Below are 19,414 nucleotides of genomic sequence, written 5' to 3' on the forward strand. Positions count from 1 at the left end.
TAAAGGAGCGGTGGGTTTGGCAAAGAAAACCACAGAATATAATGATGCTTCCATTCAGGTCTTAGAGGGCCTAGAAGCAGTAAGAAAACGGCCAGGAATGTATATTGGCTCGACCGATAGCCGCGGCTTACATCACTTAGTGTATGAAATCGTCGATAATGCGGTTGATGAGGCACTCTCTGGATACGGCAATGAAATCGATGTTACGATCCACAAAGACAATAGTATCAGTGTTCGAGACAATGGGCGAGGAATGCCGGTCGGGACACATGCATCGGGAATCCCTACTGTTGAAGTGATCTTCACAGTGCTACATGCCGGCGGGAAGTTTGGCCAAGGAGGCTACAAAACTTCTGGCGGCCTTCATGGGGTTGGTGCCAGTGTTGTAAATGCTCTATCCAGCTGGCTGGAAGTAGTCATCGTTCGTGATGGCATCGAATACAAACAGAGCTTCAAAGACGGTGGGAAACCAGCGGGTACTTTGAAAAAAATCGGCAAAACTCGTAAACCAACTGGAACCACAGTCACCTTTAAACCTGACGACACGATCTTTTCAACAACCAAATTCTCCTATGAAATTCTCGCAGAACGTTTAAGAGAATCGGCTTTCTTGCTAAAAGGGGTCAAAATCTCCCTGACGGATGAACGTGGGGAAGAACCAATTCATGAAGTTTTTTTATATGAAGAAGGCATCAAAGAATTCGTTGATTATTTAAATGAAGAAAAAGATACCTTGACCCAGGTGGTTTATTTTTCCGGTACCAAAGAAGCAATCGAGGTAGAACTTGCCTTTCAATACAATGATGGCTATTCGGAAAATGTCTTGTCCTTTGTCAACAATGTACGTACCAAAGATGGTGGTACCCATGAAGTTGGGATGAAAACATCAATGACGAAAGCTTTCAATGAATATGCCCGCAAGGTCAATTTGTTGAAGGAAAAAGATAAGAACCTTGAAGGTAGTGATTTTCGTGAAGGCTTAGCGGCCGTGCTGTCGATCCGTGTTCCAGAAAATCTTTTGCAATTTGAAGGACAGACCAAAGGGAAATTAGGAACACCCTTAGCAAGAAATGCTGTAGACAATGTGATTGGCGAGCAACTAGGCTATTACCTGCAAGAAAACAGTGAAATGAGTCAAATGCTGGTTCGTAAAGCGATCAAAGCAAGAGAGGCCCGTGAAGCTGCCAGAAAGGCGAGAGAAGAAAGCCGCACTGGAAAGAAACGCAAAAAAGGTGAGTCACTGCTTTCTGGAAAATTAACGCCTGCTCAATCTCGTAATCCTAAGAAAAATGAATTGTATTTGGTGGAGGGGGACTCAGCCGGCGGGTCAGCGAAGCAAGGCCGTGACCGCAAGTTCCAAGCGATTTTACCGTTACGAGGCAAAGTTATCAATACAGAAAAAGCCAAGATGCAGGATATTTTGAAAAATGAAGAGATCAATACCATGATCTATACTATCGGTGCCGGTGTTGGCCCAGAGTTTTCGATTGAAGACTGCAATTATGACAAAGTCATTATCATGACCGATGCGGATACCGATGGGGCGCACATCCAAGTGCTGCTTTTAACGTTTTTCTACCGGTATATGAAACCTTTGATCGAAGCGGGAAAAGTATACATTGCTTTGCCACCTTTGTATAAAGTGTCTAAAGGGTTAGGGAAAAAGGCAGTAGTCGAATATGCTTGGACGGATGATGAACTAAGCAAACTGACCCAAAAAATCGGTAAAGGCTATATGCTTCAGCGCTACAAAGGGTTGGGGGAAATGAATGCCGATCAATTGTGGGAAACGACGATGGACCCAGAAACAAGGACGCTGATTCGGGTAAGAATCGATGATGCGGCTCAAGCAGAACGTCGCGTCACCACTTTGATGGGGGACAAGGTAGAACCTCGTCGGAAGTGGATCGAAAGCCATGTTCAATTCAGTTTAGAAGAAGATGGCAGTATTTTGGATAAAAAAGAAGATACGGTACCGGAATTAGTTGATGAAAAGTTAATGGATACCGAACAAGCAGAAAGCAAACATTTAGTTAAGGAATAGGAGGTGGTCTCTTGGAACACAGAAGCAATATACAAGAATTGACATTGGAAGAAGTGATGGGAGATCGCTTCGGTCGATATTCCAAATACATTATTCAAGAACGGGCATTGCCAGATATTCGTGATGGGTTAAAACCGGTTCAGCGGCGCATCTTGTTTGCCATGAACCAAGACGGCAATACGTATGACAAAGGCTTCCGAAAATCAGCGAAATCAGTCGGGAATATCATGGGGAACTTTCATCCCCATGGTGACTCGAGTATTTATGAAGCAATGGTCCGCATGAGCCAAGACTGGAAATTGCGTCAGATTTTGATTGAAATGCACGGAAACAACGGGAGTATGGATGGTGATCCGCCAGCTGCCATGCGTTATACCGAAGCACGACTTTCAGAATTAAGCGGTGAGCTGTTAAAAGATATCGAAAAAAACACCGTCGAATTGGTGTGGAATTTTGATGATACCGAAAAAGAACCAACGGTCTTACCAGCAAAATACCCAAATCTGTTAGTCAATGGCTCAACTGGGATCTCAGCTGGGTATGCAACGGAAATTCCCACCCATAATTTAGGGGAAATCATTGATGGAACGGTCTATTTGATCGACCATCCGCAAGCTTCTTTGGATCAGCTGATGAAGTATATTCCCGGCCCTGATTTTCCAACAGGAGGGATTTTACAAGGGAAAGAAGAAATCAAAAAAGCCTATGAAACAGGCAAAGGCAAAGTGATCCTGCGTTCGAAAACCAAGATCGAAGACATCAAAGGTGGCAAGCAGCAAATCGTTATCAATGAGATTCCCTATGAGGTCAATAAAGCCAATCTAGTCAAAAAAATGGATGAGATTCGTTTGAATAAACGGATCGACGGGATTGCTGAAGTGCGTGATGAAACTGACCGTACTGGTTTGCAGATCGTTGTCGAGCTGAAAAAAGAAGCAAATGCACAAGGAATTTTAAATTATTTATTTAAAAATACCGAATTGCAGATCAACTACAACTTCAACATGGTGGCTATCGACAATATGCGCCCCCAACAAGTCGGTTTGAAACGGATTTTAGAAAGCTACATCAAGCATCGGCGTGAAGTGATCGAAAAACGCAGTCGTTTTGAACTGCAAAAAGCCCAAAAGAGACAGCATATCGTCGATGGGTTAATCAAAGCTTTATCGATTCTTGATGAAGTGATCGCCACCATTCGCGGCAGTAAAGACAAAAAAGATGCCAAAAACAATCTGGTTGTTCAGCACGGTTTTACGGAAGAGCAAGCAGAAGCCATTGTGAACTTACAGTTGTACCGCTTGACCAATACGGATATCACACAATTGCAAGCAGAGGCGAAAGAACTTGCTGAAACGATCGCTGAATTGACAACGATTTTAAATGAGGAAAGTGAATTACTGAAAGTGATCAAAAAGGAATTGCGGGAGATCAAGAAAAAATATTCGACACCGCGATTGACTGAGATCGAAGCCGAAATTCAAGAAATCAAGATCGAAACACAAGTTTTAGTCGCGCAAGAAGAAGTCGTCGTGACAGTCACAAGAGACGGTTATGTCAAACGCAGCAGTTTGCGTTCTTACGGTGCCTCAAAACCAGAAGAGATCGGCATGAAAGAAGGCGACTCTTTACTTTACAGCAACCAAATGAATACGTTGGATCATCTGTTATTGGTAACCAATAAAGGAAACACGATCTATCGTCCGGTTCATGAATTGCCTGATTTAAAATGGAAAGATCTAGGCGAACATATTTCGCAAACGGTTATGACACTGGCGCAAGATGAAATGATCATTGGGGTCTTTGCCTACAAAGAGATCGATCCGTTGAAAAACTTTGTGCTGATCAGTAAAAACGGCATGATTAAACAAACACGAATGACGGAATTTGAACCTTGGCGCACCTATAAGACACGGCCAATGACGATCATGAAGCTGAAAGATGAATCAGATGAATTAGTCAATGTCTTTTTGACTGATCAAACAGAAGAAATGGATGTCTTTTTAGTCAGTCATCTTGCCTTTGGCTTACGGTATTCGCTTAATGAAGTGCCCGTTGTGGGACCAAAAGCAGCTGGGGTCAAAGCGATGAACCTTAAAGCGGATGATTATCTTATCAATGGGTTGTTAGTTTATTCAGAAGGGGATACACCGATCGTTCTGATTACCCAACGTGGCGCAGCAAAACGCATGCTAGCCCAAGAGATCACCCAATTAGGACGGGCGAAGCGTGGATTGATGGTCTTACGGGAATTGAAGAAAAACCCTCATCGCGTAGTCTATATGGGGAATGGAGAGAACCAGCAGCTACTGGTAACCAACCAAAAAGGACAAGCCTTTGAAGTCATCACGAATCAAATCCCGATCAATGATCGGACCTCCAACGGCTCATTTATCATGGATGAGAAAACAGGGGGGCAAATCTACGAAGTGAAAACACAAATCAGTCCTGCAATCGCAGAGGATTCTGTACTATAAATTATAACAAAGCAACCATTCTGTACCAGTACAGAATGGTTGCTTTTTTGCCTCTTAATTAATCTTTCACATTAATAAAAAACGAACTTTAATAAAAGATTCACATTTGATAAATGCTTATAAATCAACGTTTTTAATAATAAAAATCTTAAAAAAAACTAAATTGTTCAAAATAATTCTTGAAAACACTTGCAATCATTAGGGTGTGTGTTATACTGTTCACGTAAAGCTGTTACATTAGTGAACAGAAAATTTAAGGAGGTCCATCAGATGGAACAATGGAATGGATTTAAAGGAAAAACTTGGAAAGAAGAAGTAAACGTACGCGACTTCATCCAAGAAAACTACACACCTTATGACGGAACAGATGAATTCCTAGCAGATGCTACTGAAGCAACGACGAAGCTATGGGATCAAGTCATGGAACTGAACAAGCAAGAGCGTGAAGCTGGCGGCGTATTGGATATGGATACAAAAGTCGTTTCAACGATTACTTCTCATGGACCTGGCTACTTAGACAAAAACTTAGAAACAGTTGTTGGTTTCCAAACGGAAAAACCATTTAAACGCAGCTTGCAACCATTTGGCGGCATCCGCATGTCAGAACAAGCAGCAGAATCTTACGGCTATGAAATCGATGCGGAAGTTTCTCACATTTTCCGCGACTACCGTAAAACACATAACCAAGGGGTATTTGATGCCTATACACCTGAAATCAGAGCAGCTCGTCGTTCTGGTGTAATCACAGGTCTTCCTGATGCATACGGCCGTGGCCGGATCATTGGTGACTACCGTCGTGTTGCATTATACGGAGTGGATTTCTTGATCAAAGAAAAACAACAAGACCTATTGTATTGCGGAAACGGAACCATGTCTGAAGACATTATCCGCCAACGTGAAGAATTAAGTGAACAAATTCGCGCTTTAAGCGAATTGAAAGAATTAGGAAACATTTACGGATTTGATATTTCTAAACCAGCTCAAACGGCGAAAGAAGCATTCCAATGGTTATATCTTGGTTACTTAGCAGCCATCAAAGAGCAAAATGGTGCGGCAATGTCATTGGGACGTACGTCAACTTTCCTTGATATTTATGTTGAACGCGATTTAAAAAATGGCGTGATCACTGAAGAAGAAGCACAAGAAATCGTTGACCATTTTGTCATGAAACTACGTCTTGTGAAATTTGCTCGGACGCCTGATTACAACGCATTGTTCTCTGGTGACCCAACTTGGGTAACTGAGTCAATCGCTGGTATGGGTGAAGATGGACGCCACATGGTAACAAAAAACAGCTTCCGTTTCTTACACACTCTAGCAAACTTAGGTCCAGCACCAGAACCAAACTTGACTGTTTTATGGTCAACACGTTTGCCTCATAACTTCAAAACATTCTGTGCGAAAATGTCGATCCAAACATCAGCGATTCAATATGAAAACGATGATGTGATGCGTGGACATTGGGGCGATGATTACGGAATCGCTTGTTGTGTATCCGCAATGCGCATCGGGAAACAAATGCAATTCTTTGGTGCTCGTGCCAACTTAGCGAAAACATTGTTGTATGCAATCAACGGTGGGGTCGATGAAAAATCAAAAGCACAAGTTGGACCAAAATTCCAACCAATTACTTCTGAATACTTGGATTACAACGAAGTAATGGAAAAATATGACACAATGATGGACTGGATTTGTGATCTGTATGTGAACACATTGAACATCATTCATTACATGCATGACAAATATTCTTATGAACGCATTGAAATGGCGCTCCAAGATACAGATATTCTACGTACGATGGCTACTGGTATCGCTGGTTTCTCTGTTGCAGTTGATTCATTATCAGCGATTAAATATGCCAAAGTTCGTACGATTCGTGATGAAAACGGCATTGTTGAAGATTACGAAATCGAAGGCGATTATCCTAAATACGGAAACAATGATGACCGTGTAGATGATATCGCAGTCAACTTGTTGAAAGCTTTCATGAAGAAAGTAAAACGCACAAAAACATATCGTGATGCAAAACATACAACTTCGATCCTTACAATCACTTCTAATGTGGTTTATGGGAAGAAAACAGGGAACACGCCTGATGGACGTCGTGCAGGTGCACCATTTGCTCCAGGTGCAAACCCAATGCATGGCCGCGATACGCATGGTGCATTAGCAAGTCTTTCGTCAGTTGCGAAATTACCATATGATTACTCATTAGATGGTATTTCAAACACCTTCTCAATCGTACCTAAAGCATTAGGTCGTGACGATGAGACACAACAAGAAAACCTAGCAACAATGCTAGATGGCTATGCAGCAAAAGGTGGTCACCACTTAAATATCAACGTATTTAACCGTGATACATTACTTGATGCGCAAGCTCACCCAGAAAAATACCCACAATTAACGATTCGGGTTTCTGGTTATGCGGTTAACTTCATTAAATTAACCAAAGAACAACAAGATGATGTCATTGCTCGTACAATGCACGAAGCAATGTAATAAGCAACAACTTCAGGCGGCGGACGGGAAAATCCGCCGCCTCTTGTTTTGAGAGTATCAGACGGAGCATGGTTATCCGTCGTTTCGAAGAAAGGAAGAGCATTATGGCAGTAACAGGACAAGTACATTCAACAGAAAGTTTTGGATCAGTAGATGGACCAGGTATCCGTTTTATTGTATTCATGCAAGGATGCCGCATGCGTTGCCAGTTTTGTCATAATCCAGATACTTGGAAGATTGGCACGGGTATCGAACGAACGACTGATGACGTCTTAGAAGAGGCGTTGAAATATCGCGAATTCTGGGGACAAAAAGGTGGGATCACCGTTAGTGGTGGGGAACCGTTACTTCAAATGGACTTTCTGATCGATCTGTTTCGCAAAGCCAAAGCAGAAGGGGTCAGCACAACACTGGACACTTGCGGAAAACCATTTACACGAGAAGAGCCTTTTTTCAGTAAGTTTCAAGAGTTGATGACTGTGACTGATTTGCTGTTGTTTGATATCAAACATATCGATAACAAAGCCCATAAAGAGCTGACCACCCAATCCAATGATAATATTTTGGATATGGCAAATTATCTTTCAGAGATCAATCAGCCCGTCTGGATTCGTCATGTGCTGGTTCCTTTTAGAAGCGATTATGATGACTTCTTGATCCGTTTGGATGAATTTATCAAGACGTTGAAGAATGTCGATAAAGTTGAGATCTTACCTTATCACACGATGGGGAAATACAAGTGGGATGAGCTAGGCTTGAAATATCCCCTTGAAGGGATCGAACCACCAACCGAAGATCGGGTGAAAAATGCCAAACGTTTGCTCCATGTAGATGACTATAAAGGCTACTTAACCCGTTGATCAAAACAGGAAAGAAGAGATTGCTATTGCTTCTTTCCTGTTTTTTTACTATGATTAGAAAGTGAATATCAATTGAAATAGGAGCGATGAAGAAATGTCGAAAATATTAGTATTCGGTCACCAAAATCCTGATACCGACGCTATTGGTGCAGCGATTGCCTTTGCAAACTTACAAAATCAACTTGGGAAAGACTGTGAAGCGGTGGCGCTAGGTACACCGAATGAAGAAACACAATTTGCACTAGACACCTTTAGCCTGGCTGCTCCTCGTGTAATCGATTCAGTAACTAAGGAAACACAAGAAGTAATGCTGGTGGATCACAATGAGTTTCAGCAAAGTGCGGCAGATATCGCTGATGTTACAGTGTTGGCAGTGGTTGATCATCACCGTATTGCTAACTTTGAGACAGCCAATCCGTTGTATTATCGTGCAGAACCTGTTGGTTGTACCAGTACGATCGTATTGAAGTTATACAAAGAAAATCAAGTGGAAATTCCAAAAGCGATCGCAGGAATCATGCTTTCAGCGATCATCTCCGATACATTGTTGTTCAAATCGCCAACATGTACCGATGAAGATGTAGCGGCAGCAAAAGAATTAGCGGTTTTAGCAGGTGTTGAACTGGAAGCATACGGATTGGATATGTTGAAAGCCGGCACAAATCTTGGAACGAAATCAGCCGCAGAATTGCTGGATCTTGATGCAAAAAGCTTCCCAATGGGCGGGAAAAACATCCGTATCGGACAAGTCAATACAGTCGACCTAAAAGAGGTCTTTGACCGTCAAGCAGAATTGGAAGCTGCCATGAAAGAATCAATGTCAGCAAATGGCTATGATTTGTTCTTGCTTGTTGCTACTGATATCTTAGACAGTAATTCTGAGCTATTAGTTGTTGGTGAACCAATTGCCCCAGTAGAAGCAGCGTTTGAAACGACATTAACGAACCATCGTGCCTTTTTACCTGGCGTTGTTTCTCGTAAAAAACAAATCGTTCCTCAATTAACAGCGGTTTTCGAAGGATAATAAGGATAAATGTCAGAGTGCTGGTGAGATCTGTTTTGGTAGATCAAGCCAGCATTTTTCATGATTTTTTTAATAAGGAGTACACACAGTGAAATTTTTTTATAGTCCCCATTATCGTTCGTTGCAACCGATCCTGGCATCTTCTGAATTCCATGATTTGGTTCATGTGCTTTTAAGCTGTCAGGAACCGCCGACACTACGAGAGCTAAAAGCGAAGTTTCCAGAGGTGTCATTTGATAAAACCCTTGACCGTCTGATCGCATCAGCTTTGATCATCCGCCAAAATCGACGCTATTTTTTAGGTTTTCCTGTTTATACTGAAGAAGATCAAAAGCAGCTGCAAGAAAGTGACGGTTTTTATCAAGATGCCCTTGATTGGTCAACACAAGAAATCGCTGGTTTTCTCAAAAACTTTGCGACATTAAGTAATGAAAATAAATACTTCTATGGTTGTTTGCAGGAGGTGGAGCAGGGGATTGTTTATTCCTTGGCCCATGAAAGTTTTCAGATGATCTCATACGCAGAAGCGCCATGGCCACCAACGCTGCCGGCTTTTTTTGAAGCAAATCGCCAGCTGCAAAATCTATCGGTTTATGACGAACTAATGGATTTGATCGGCGATGTCGATCCGGTCTATTACTTAGATCAAGTAAGTGTCATCTTTGAACGTATCCGTAAAAACAAAAAAGTGCGTCCGAGTATTTTTCTAGAATCGCTTCAACAGTTGAAAATCGTTAGTTCCGAGCTAGATTTCTTGCTGGAAGAAATAAATTGTGATAATCTAAAAAACGGCCGTTATCCATCTGCTGAAAAGGATATTTTCTTGCAACGATCAGTGCTCGCTCACTTAGCGAAAAAAGCAGGTTCATACAACACGTTTTTTTTCAATGATAATTGAGATTTCTAATAATTATGTTATTTGTTTTAAATTTCTGAATATTACAAAGCTGTTAGATGTTATTCTAATAGCTTTTTTTCTTGTTCGCTAAAATGATAATTTGATGAATAAAAATTAAAATATAACGATCGTTTTGTTTGGAGATTTGATTTCTGGATGATATGATGATTTTAGAACGTTGAAAGGGGATATAAAAATGGAAGGATATAAAACGGTTGATTTTGAACAGTTGGAACGGAATAAAACGAAAGCAGAAATGATTACATTCGTATCAATGTCAGAGATAGAAGCGGCACGGCAAGCAATTACAAATGCGGGGATCGATGAAACGCGTTTTTCTGATGGAGATCTCATTCTCGCATTAAAGCAAAAGGAACGATTTGGGGCAAATACGATCGTTTCAGTGGTTATTGATTGGCTAGTGAATCAAAACTATTTAGTGAATCCCGCGAATGCCCTTCGTTATTTGGCGAAAAAAATGGCAGATGGTCCATTAACGAGTTATAAATTATTGAGTGAGGGAGAGTTTGACTGTGATGGCAATTATTACTTAATTGGTCACGCAGACAAGTCCTTGGCAGTAAATAAAGCCTATAAAGTTTACACCGATGGGCAAGTAAAAGAGCTTTGGCAAGCAAAATAATTGAAGGTGATTTCGGCTCTAGCGAAGAAGGGAAACGGCTGTAGAAGCAGTTGTTTTCGTAAAAGGATCGAAGATTGAAGGTTGTGAAGGACGCGTGAAACTAAACATTCGAATCAGCTTAGCTGGCAGTCATCTTTTGATTGGTGCATTCAGTTTGATCGGTGCATTGCTGACGCTTTATAAAGTACCAACTAGTTTTGGTACGATACAAGTCATGTTAGGTGAAATTTATTATACCGATACGGTATTTGACCGATTTACTCAGCTTTTCTTATTGGGGATTATTAGTCTTTATACCGTAGTGACGAGTTTTTACGGGTTTCGATTCTGGTGTTTTTGCTCCGCCTCTTCTGCATTTGGGACACTGCTGGCATATGTTGAATTAACTGAGACATTTCCGGTGATGGTTGTTTTCATCCTGGTTTTGGCAAATTTGTTTCAGTTAAGTGTAGTCACATACTTCATTTTCCAAAAGCTAAAAAGTAGAGCTGAAACAGGTTGAACAGATACGTTCAAGCTGTTTTTTTCTGTCCTGAATAATTCGTTCGTATCATAGGGTTATTAGGTTACTAGAATTTTATTTTATGCTATGCTAACAGTAGAGATCGTTTGATTGCAAATGCTTCTCTATTAAAAAATGGGACAATGATCGATCGTTAAAGAATAAGCGATCAAGATGAGTCGAAGGAGGACTGATGAGAGAGTGGTTACCAAACAACAGGTACTGACTGCAGAAAAGGACTTTCTGAGCGGTGAAAATTTTTATGTCCAACATTTCTTAGGAGCCCATCAAGCGGATGATGGCTATGTGTTTCGTGTTTGGGCACCAAACGCTCAACAAGTTTGGCTGGTTGGTGATTTCAACCAATGGACAGACACTTTGCCAATGAATAAAAGGGCAGAATCTGGGGTCTGGGAGATTGAGACCAACCAAGTAAAAGAAGGACAGCTTTACAAATACAAAGTCAAACAAGCAAATGGACGAGAAGTATTGAAGATTGATCCTTTTGCTGTCCATTTCGAAGCTCGACCAGGAACTGCTGCCGTGTTGCATTCGATCCCACAAAAAAAATGGCGGGATGGACTATGGCAAGGCCGCAAAAAAAGACAGAAAACATTTAATCGACCTCTAAATATTTATGAAGTTCATGCCAGCTCGTGGAAGCATCACGAAGACGGCACCCCTTATCGCTTCTCTGAATTAAAAGATGAACTTATTCCTTATGTGAAAAAAATGGGTTATACCCATATTGAATTTATGCCTTTGATGGAACATCCATTAGGTACCTCGTGGGGCTATCAGCTGACAGGTTATTTTGCGCTCAGTTCCTATTATGGGACACCAGAAGAATTTCAAGACTTTGTAGAGGCATGCCATTTAGAAAATATTGGTGTCTTTGTTGATTGGGTACCAGGACATTTTTGTGTCAATGATGACAGCCTAGCTTATTATGACGGCACGCCGACATTTGAATACATGGATGAAAACCGTGCCAAAAATGTTCGCTGGGGTGCGATCAACTTTGATCTCGGCAAACCACAAGTCCAAAGCTTTCTGATCTCAAGTGCCTTGTTCTGGATCGAATTTTATCATATTGATGGTATTCGGGTAGATGCCGTTTCCAACATGATCTATCGCGATTATGATGAAGGTCCATGGGAACCAAATCACGAAGGGGGCAATCGCAACTTTGAAGGCTATTACTTTTTACAGAAGCTTAATTCTGTTATCAAGTTAGCCCATCCAGCAGTGGTCATGATTGCAGAAGAAAGTACGTCTGAAACCAAAATAACAGGAATGGTCGAAGAAGGCGCCTTAGGATTTGATTATAAATGGAATATGGGCTGGATGAACGATGTCCTGCGTTTTTATGAAATGGACCCGATTTTCCGTAAAGATCATTTAAATCTGCTTTCTTTCTCTTTCATGTATCGGATGCAAGAAAATTATATCTTACCACTTTCTCATGATGAAGTCGTTCATGGTAAAAAAAGTTTGATGCATAAAATGTGGGGGGACCGCTACAAACAGTTTTCACAACTACGAAATCTCTATACGTACATGATGATGCATCCAGGGAAAAAACTGTTATTCATGGGTAGTGAATGGGGACAGTTTTTAGAATGGAAATATGATCATGGACTTGAATGGGGCGATTTAAACGACACATTAAATGCAAAAATGCAATTCTTCACCCAGACCTTGAATGAACTATACAAAGAAGAAAGAGCCCTTTGGGAATTGGATGATCAAGAAGATTCATTGATGGTGATCGATGCAGACAACTTAGATGAAACGACATTGACTTTCTTACGACAAGGAAAAACGAAAAAAGATTTCTTGATCGTTGTTGTCAATCTGACACCAGTGGAGCGTCACGATTTTGCGATCGGCGTGCCATACGAAGGAACGTATCGAGAGATTTTAAACACTGAACGGGATGTATTTGGTGGAACTTGGGTGGCTAATAACCAAGACTGCCAGACCAGTAATGCCCCTTTTAAACAATACGACTATCAAATCAAAACAATTTTGCCTGCACTTGGGGCTTTGATTATCAAACCAGAAAAAATCAAAATGACTCGTAAAAAAGCAGTAAAGAAAGCATAAAAAAAGAGTAGAGGGGGAACGGTGAGTAGATCACCAAACAAAATGAAAACAGAAATGTTAGCAATGATCCTCGCAGGAGGACAAGGGACTCGTTTAGGGAAACTAACAAAAAATATTGCCAAGCCAGCAGTTCCGTTTGGCGGCAGGTATCGGATCATCGATTTCACGTTGAGTAATTGTGTCAATTCTGGAATCAAAAATGTGGGTGTAGTCACGCAGTACCAACCTTTAGCACTGAACAACCATATCGGCAATGGTGCCAGTTGGGGATTGGATGGAATCAGTACCGGTGTGACGATTTTACAGCCATATTCAAATTCAGAAGGCGAAAAATGGTTTGAGGGAACTGCCCATGCCATCTATCAAAACATCGCCTATATCGATGAGATGGACCCGCAATATGTCTTGATTTTGTCCGGCGACCATATCTACAAAATGGATTACGAAGAAATGCTGGAAAAACACAAAGAAAATGATGCTTCATTGACGGTTGCAGTTCTCGAAGTTCCGATGAAAGATGCTTCTCGTTTCGGGATCATGAATACTGATAAAAATGACCGCATCATCGAATTTGATGAAAAACCAGCCGAACCAAAAAGCAATCTTGCTTCGATGGGGATCTATATATTTGATTGGAGTCGTCTACGCAGTATGCTATTGAGTAACTACACAAAAGACGGCGAAATGGTCGATTTTGGGAAACATGTCATTCCTTCTTATCTAGAAAGCGGCGACAACGTTTTTGCCTATCGCTTCTCTGGCTATTGGAAAGACGTAGGAACGATCGATTCATTGTGGGAAGCCAACATGGAATTTATTGATCCAGCCATGGAGTTGAATATCCGGGATAAAAGCTGGCAAGTGTTCTCCAAAAACCCAATCGCACCACCGCACTTTGTAACTGAAACCGGTGCTGCTAAAAATTCGCTTGTGATGGACGGCTGCTATGTTGCTGGGGAGATCGAGCACAGTATTTTATCAGAGAACGTGCAAGTGAAAGAAGGCTCGACTATCAAAGATAGCGTGATCATGCCTGGAGCGGTGATTGGTAGAAATGTCAAATTAAATCGTGTGATCGTTGGGGAAAATGCAGTGATTGGTGACGACGCAGAGATCGATGGAACAGACGAAATTGCCGTAGTCGGCTATTCTGAAATTTTAGGGGTGACGATTGATGAGAACTAATAAAATGTGTGCAATTTTAGGGAACCTACAGCGATACCAAGACTTGATGCCATTAACGGAGAATCGTCCGCTGTCGACCTTGTTGTTTGACTGCAAATATCGATTGCTGGATTTCAATCTTTCAAGTATTGAAAATGCCAACATCAAACAAGTCTACATGATTTTCAATGAAGGAGAGACCCAGTCAGTTTTTGATCATATCGGTGGTGGAAAAGAGTGGAACTTGGACGGTGTTCAAAACCGGTTCTTTATCCACTTATTCCAAGACTCATTGAAAAAGCAAGCCGAAGGGCAAGAGTACTACTATAACGTCATTGACTATTTGGAAAAATCAAAATCAGATCACACTGTATTTATGGGCAGCAAAATCTTATGCAACATCGATTTGCGTGCTTTGCTGAAAATTCATCAACTACAAGGCAATGAAATGACTGTGGTGTATAAACGCATCGGCAGTGACAATGTTTCTGAAAGTGACTTGTTGTTTAATGTTGACAGTGAAGGACACTTAGAAGAAGCGATCCAAGCGAAAAAAGGGGAAGTTGGCTCCCTAGTCAACTTGTGTACGGATATTTTTATCATTCAAACGGATCGTCTGATCGCGGCTCTTAAAGAAGGGCAAAAAGTTGGCGCAACGGCAGATCTCGGTCAATTTTTACGAGAGATGATCTCTGTGGAGAACACTGGCCTATATGAGTACACTGGTTACTTAAGTAACATTTATGATATCTCTTCTTATTATCAAACAAATATGGACATGCTAGATGTGCATAAATTCACCTCATTGCTTTATTCGAATCAAAAAATCTATACCAAATTGAAGAATGAAGTACCAACCTATTATTCGGAAACGTCTGAGGTGAAAAATAGCCACTTTGCTTCTGGTTGCATCGTTGAAGGCTCTGTCGAGCAGTCACTGGTTGCTCGCCGTACGAAAATCCATCCTGAGGCAAAAGTCAAAGGCGCGATCATTTTCGGAAATAACGAAATCAAAGCAGGTGCCGAAGTCTCTTATGCAATCTTAGATAAAAATGTAACCATCGCAGAAGGTGTAAAAGTGCAGGGAACCAAAGAAACGCCGATTGTCATTAAGAAGAATTCTCATGTGACAGAAGATGTAATCGGAGGAGCAAGCGCATGAAGGTTTTGTTTACAGCAGCAGAGTGCGCTCCGTTTTTTAAAACAGGCGGGTTAGGGGATGTTGCAGGTGCATTGCCAAAAGAGTTGGTCAAAAAAGGCGTCGAGACAGTTGTCGTCTTACCTTATTTCACGAAAATGCCTGCCGAATACCAAGACCAAATGGAAGAATGTTTTTCCTTTGAAGTGGCGGTCGGCTGGCGCAAGCAATATTGTGGGATCAAAAAATTAGTTCTAGGCGCTGTGACTTATTATTTCATAGACAATCTCTACTATTTTGGTCGCGAACGGCTCTATGATTTTTATGATGATGGGGAACGCTTTGCTTTCTTCCAATTAGCCGTGATCGAAATGATGGAACGCATTGAATTTATTCCAGACGTCGTACATGTCAATGATTACCATACGGCGATGATTCCGTTCTTGATCAAAGAAAAATATCATTGGATCCAAGCGTATCAAAACATACGCACCGTTTTGACGATCCATAACATTGGGTTTCAAGGGTGGTATAGTCGCGATATTTTACCGGATCTTTTTGGGATGGGTACGGAAAGATATGATGATGGAACCTTGCGTTTAAACGATTGCTTGAACTTTATGAAAGCAGGAATCTTGTATGCGGACCGCATCACGACCGTCAGTCCTTCCTATAGTGAAGAAATCAAAACAGCTGAGTTTGGTTGTGGTCTTGAAGTCATTTTACGCATGGAAAGTGGCAAGCTAAGCGGTATCTTGAATGGAATTGATTATGAAATGAATGATCCAGAAACCGATCCTCATTTGGACTATCCTTTCAGTGTCGAGGATTTATCAGGAAAAGCTAAAAACAAGCGAGCGCTACAAGAACAGTTTGGCTTGCCAACTCGTAAAGAGGTTCCGCTGATTTCCGTTGTTAGTCGTTTGACCACTCAAAAGGGGTTCCATTTAGTTCTTGAAGAAATGGAAAACCTCTTGCAGTTTGATGTACAGTTTATCCTATTGGGAACCGGTGAGCATGATTTTGAAGAAGGCTTTCGCTACTTTGCGCAGAAATATCCTGACAAATGTGCTGCCGCGATTTCTTTTGATATTGCACTGGCGCAAAAGTTATACGCAGCAGCGGATCTCTTCTTGATGCCTTCGGCTTTTGAACCATGTGGACTATCGCAGATGATCGCGATGCGTTATGGTACATTACCGATCGTTCATGAAATCGGTGGCTTGAAAGATACGGTGGATTCCTATAATCCGATCACGAAACAAGGAACTGGCTTTGGCTTCCAAGAGTTTTCACCTTTTTACTTGATGAATGCCTTAAAACAGGGGATTGAATTATATGAATCGGATCCGACAACATGGACGGCATTAGTCAAGCAAGCAATGAAAAAAGATTTTAGCTGGAATCAAAGCTCAGATCTTTATGTTGAGTTGTATAATAATATCAAAGTTTGATTGTTTTAAGACAGAAGAATCCTTGTCTGCAACAGAGCGGCTAGTTGTATGACTAGCCATTCTGGCGGCAAGAATTCTTCTTTTTTATAAACGGTTAGCATAAAGGAGTGTAACCCTATGACAAAAGAACGATTGCGTGATCTGTTAGAAACCAACGTGCACGAACTGTTTGCGATAGAGATCGATGAAGCATCGCCGCAGGAATTGTTTCAGGCACTAGCCAATGTGGTGAAGCAAGTGTATTCAGAAGACTGGCGCCAGACCAGAAAAAATCTCTTGTTGGAGGATCAAAAACAAGCATATTATTTTTCAATCGAATTTTTACCCGGCAAAATGTTAAAGAGTAATCTGTTAAATATGCAGTTGTTGGAGCAAGCGGAAGCCGTTTTTGAAGAGTTAGGGGTTTCACTTGACGATGTTGCAGAGACGGAAAAAGACATGGCTTTAGGCAACGGGGGCCTCGGTCGCTTAGCGTCTTGTTTTATGGATTCATTGGCTTCTTTAGGTTTGCCAGGAAATGGCAATGGGATCCGCTATCGCTACGGATTATTTAAACAAAAATTTATTGACGGCCATCAAGTAGAGTTGCCCGATGACTGGTTGCGTTCGGGAAATGTTTGGGAAGTCCGCAAAGAAAGCAAGGCGGTGCCTATTCGTTTCGGGGGCCAGGTCTATCTCGTTACGGGAGAGGACGGAAAACTAGCACCGGTCTATGAAGGTGGCTTTACCTGGCGGGCAGTTCCGTATGACACCGCGATGGTTGGCTATCAGAATCAACACATCAACACACTGCGCTTGTGGAGTGTCGAAGTACCTGCTGAAGATGAGGCGCATTATGCGACATTGGAATCACGGCAAGCTTTAGAAAATTTGACTGCTGTTTTATATCCAGATGACTCAAACGAGATCGGCAAACGCACACGATTGATGCAAGAATACTTTTTTGTTTCTGCAGGCATTCAAAGTATCATTCGCTATTATAAAAAATCGAATCTGCCTTTAGCAATGCTCAGTGAACGAGTAGCAATCCATATCAACGACACGCACCCAGCCCTTTGTGTCCCAGAACTGATGCGCATTTTAGTTGATGAAGAAGGTCTTGCTTGGGAACAAGCGTGGGCGATCACCGTGAAAGTCATGAGTTATACGAACCATACAATCATGGCGGAAGCCTTAGAAAAATGGCCCGTGCGCATGATTGAAGAAGTTTTGCCGAGAATGGATCAGATCATCAAAGAAATTGATCGCCGTTTTGTGGAAACGATGCAAGGGGTCCATCCGCAAGCGTTACTGGAACGGACACGAATCATTATTGATGATCAAGTCCATATGGCACATCTCGCGATCATCGGCAGCCACAGTGTCAATGGGGTAGCCAAGCTCCATTCTGATTTACTAAAATCAGTGGTACTCCATGACTTTTATCTTATTTATCCGGCCCGTTTCAACAATAAGACCAACGGCATCGCGCAACGGCGTTGGCTTCAGCTAGCCAATCAACCGTTAGCCAAAGTATTGGATCAGTCCATCGGTACAAGCTGGCGCAATGATCCATTAGACCTGCAACTACTCAAAAACTATTATGAGGACGAAACTGTTCTCCAACAAATTGCCGACGCAAAAATGAGTAACAAGCGTGCACTGGCACAGTACATTCAAAAAGCAACGGGCATCACAGTAGATCCGACGGCAATATTTGATGTGCAGATCAAGCGTCTGCATGCATACAAACGACAATTACTAAATCTTATGCATATTCTAAAGCTCTACTTTGAGGTCAAAGACGAACCAACTGCTGCGTTTCATCCAAGAGTCTTTCTCTTTGGTGCCAAAGCCGCACCAAGCTATCACTACGCAAAATCGATCATTAAAGTCATCAATGAAGTGGCGAATCTGATCAATCATGATGAAACCATCAATGATAAAATCAAGGTTGTTTTTTTAGAAAATTACAACGTTTCTTTAGCAGAAAAAATTATCCCAGCAGCGGATGTCAGTGAACAAATATCATTGGCCTCCAAAGAAGCTTCAGGGACAAGTAATATGAAGTTGATGCTAAATGGGGCAGTAACGATCGCCACTTTAGATGGTGCCAATATTGAGATTCGAGATGCAATCGGTGATGAAAACATCGCGATCTTTGGGCTAACCGAAGAAGAAGTGTATCAGTATTACGCCCAGCGTAATTATTCTGCCTATGCGTATTATGAGTCAGATCCACTATTGCAACGTGTAGTCAATGCCTTTATTGACGGGACAATCCCCAATATTCAAGTAGAAGGCCGCGAGATTTTTGATTCACTTTTGAAATACAATGATGAGTACTTTTTATTAAGAGATTTCCACGCCTATTGTGATGCACAGCATCGGGTGGATATTGCTTATCAAGATACTCATCGCTGGCAAAAAATCAGTCTAATGAATATTGCGAATGCTGGGAAGTTTTCGGCGGATGAAACGGTGCGAAATTATGCAGCAGATATTTGGCAGATCGATCCATTATTTGCCCATATCAAAGAACCAAATGCGGCAAGCTTGACGGAGTCAGTGCCTCCAAGGGGAGACAATTGAAGCGACTTCGGTTGAAATGGCGCAGTCTTTCGTG

General features: G+C 41.7%; 13 protein-coding genes. All 13 read left to right on the plus strand.

Features of this window, described 5'->3' with window-relative positions:
* Positions 1-16 precede the first annotated feature (16 nt).
* Entirely contained in the window at positions 17-2,044 is a 2,028-nt protein-coding gene (parE, locus tag IGJ17_RS06270; RefSeq protein ID WP_034872209.1) for a DNA topoisomerase IV subunit B, read from the plus strand.
* Positions 2,045-2,055: 11 nt separating this feature from the next.
* Complete coding sequence (parC, locus tag IGJ17_RS06275) at positions 2,056-4,518, plus strand: DNA topoisomerase IV subunit A (protein WP_005236805.1); 2,463 nt, start codon at positions 2,056-2,058, stop codon at positions 4,516-4,518.
* A 270-nt stretch (positions 4,519-4,788) separates the two neighbouring features.
* Positions 4,789-7,017 carry a formate C-acetyltransferase gene (pflB, locus tag IGJ17_RS06280; protein ID WP_008379680.1) on the plus strand — a complete coding sequence of 743 codons (2,229 nt, stop codon included), beginning with the start codon at positions 4,789-4,791 and terminating at the stop codon, positions 7,015-7,017.
* Between the two features lie 104 nt (positions 7,018-7,121).
* Complete coding sequence (gene pflA / locus IGJ17_RS06285) at positions 7,122-7,877, plus strand: pyruvate formate-lyase-activating protein (protein WP_008379682.1); 756 nt, start codon at positions 7,122-7,124, stop codon at positions 7,875-7,877.
* A gap of 94 nt (positions 7,878-7,971) precedes the next feature.
* Entirely contained in the window at positions 7,972-8,901 is a 930-nt protein-coding gene (locus IGJ17_RS06290) for a manganese-dependent inorganic pyrophosphatase (protein WP_008379685.1), read from the plus strand.
* Positions 8,902-8,989: 88 nt separating this feature from the next.
* Entirely contained in the window at positions 8,990-9,799 is an 810-nt protein-coding gene (locus tag IGJ17_RS06295) for a DUF1803 domain-containing protein (protein ID WP_034872210.1), read from the plus strand.
* 196 nt (positions 9,800-9,995) lie between these two features.
* On the plus strand, positions 9,996-10,442 hold the full coding sequence (locus tag IGJ17_RS06300) for a hypothetical protein (RefSeq protein ID WP_005236794.1): 447 nt from the start codon (positions 9,996-9,998) through the stop codon (positions 10,440-10,442).
* Positions 10,443-10,536: 94 nt separating this feature from the next.
* Positions 10,537-10,944, plus strand: coding sequence for a hypothetical protein (locus tag IGJ17_RS06305; protein WP_086332231.1), 408 nt, complete (start codon positions 10,537-10,539; stop codon positions 10,942-10,944).
* 174 nt (positions 10,945-11,118) lie between these two features.
* Positions 11,119-13,053 (plus strand): 1,4-alpha-glucan branching protein GlgB, encoded by a 1,935-nt coding sequence (gene glgB, locus IGJ17_RS06310; protein WP_086332232.1) that lies wholly within the window; start codon positions 11,119-11,121, stop codon positions 13,051-13,053.
* A 42-nt stretch (positions 13,054-13,095) separates the two neighbouring features.
* A complete protein-coding gene (locus IGJ17_RS06315; protein WP_016613232.1) occupies positions 13,096-14,238 on the plus strand; it encodes a glucose-1-phosphate adenylyltransferase in 1,143 nt (380 codons plus the stop codon).
* Positions 14,228-15,379 (plus strand): glucose-1-phosphate adenylyltransferase subunit GlgD, encoded by a 1,152-nt coding sequence (gene glgD, locus IGJ17_RS06320; RefSeq protein WP_016613233.1) that lies wholly within the window; start codon positions 14,228-14,230, stop codon positions 15,377-15,379. Before IGJ17_RS06315 ends, glgD begins: the two co-directional genes overlap by 11 nt.
* On the plus strand, positions 15,376-16,809 hold the full coding sequence (gene glgA / locus IGJ17_RS06325; RefSeq protein WP_086332233.1) for a glycogen synthase GlgA: 1,434 nt from the start codon (positions 15,376-15,378) through the stop codon (positions 16,807-16,809). The genes glgD and glgA overlap by 4 nt, the downstream gene beginning before the upstream one ends.
* A 117-nt stretch (positions 16,810-16,926) precedes the next feature.
* Positions 16,927-19,380 carry a glycogen/starch/alpha-glucan phosphorylase gene (locus tag IGJ17_RS06330; RefSeq protein WP_086332234.1) on the plus strand — a complete coding sequence of 818 codons (2,454 nt, stop codon included), beginning with the start codon at positions 16,927-16,929 and terminating at the stop codon, positions 19,378-19,380.
* Positions 19,381-19,414: the final 34 nt, after the last annotated feature.

The sequence above is a fragment of the Enterococcus sp. DIV1096b genome (genome assembly GCF_050498765.1).
Taxonomy (GTDB): domain Bacteria; phylum Bacillota; class Bacilli; order Lactobacillales; family Enterococcaceae; genus Enterococcus_D; species Enterococcus_D entomosocium.

Coding starts and splice junctions, on each gene's coding strand:
- pflB (WP_008379680.1), top strand. CDS start 4,789: ATGGAACAATGGAATGGATTTAAAGGAAAAACTTGGAAAGAAGAAGTA.
- pflA (WP_008379682.1), top strand. CDS start 7,122: ATGGCAGTAACAGGACAAGTACATTCAACAGAAAGTTTTGGATCAGTA.
- IGJ17_RS06290 (WP_008379685.1), top strand. CDS start 7,972: ATGTCGAAAATATTAGTATTCGGTCACCAAAATCCTGATACCGACGCT.
- IGJ17_RS06300 (WP_005236794.1), top strand. CDS start 9,996: ATGGAAGGATATAAAACGGTTGATTTTGAACAGTTGGAACGGAATAAA.
- glgB (WP_086332232.1), top strand. CDS start 11,119: ATGAGTCGAAGGAGGACTGATGAGAGAGTGGTTACCAAACAACAGGTA.
- IGJ17_RS06315 (WP_016613232.1), top strand. CDS start 13,096: ATGAAAACAGAAATGTTAGCAATGATCCTCGCAGGAGGACAAGGGACT.
- glgD (WP_016613233.1), top strand. CDS start 14,228: ATGAGAACTAATAAAATGTGTGCAATTTTAGGGAACCTACAGCGATAC.
- glgA (WP_086332233.1), top strand. CDS start 15,376: ATGAAGGTTTTGTTTACAGCAGCAGAGTGCGCTCCGTTTTTTAAAACA.
- IGJ17_RS06330 (WP_086332234.1), top strand. CDS start 16,927: ATGACAAAAGAACGATTGCGTGATCTGTTAGAAACCAACGTGCACGAA.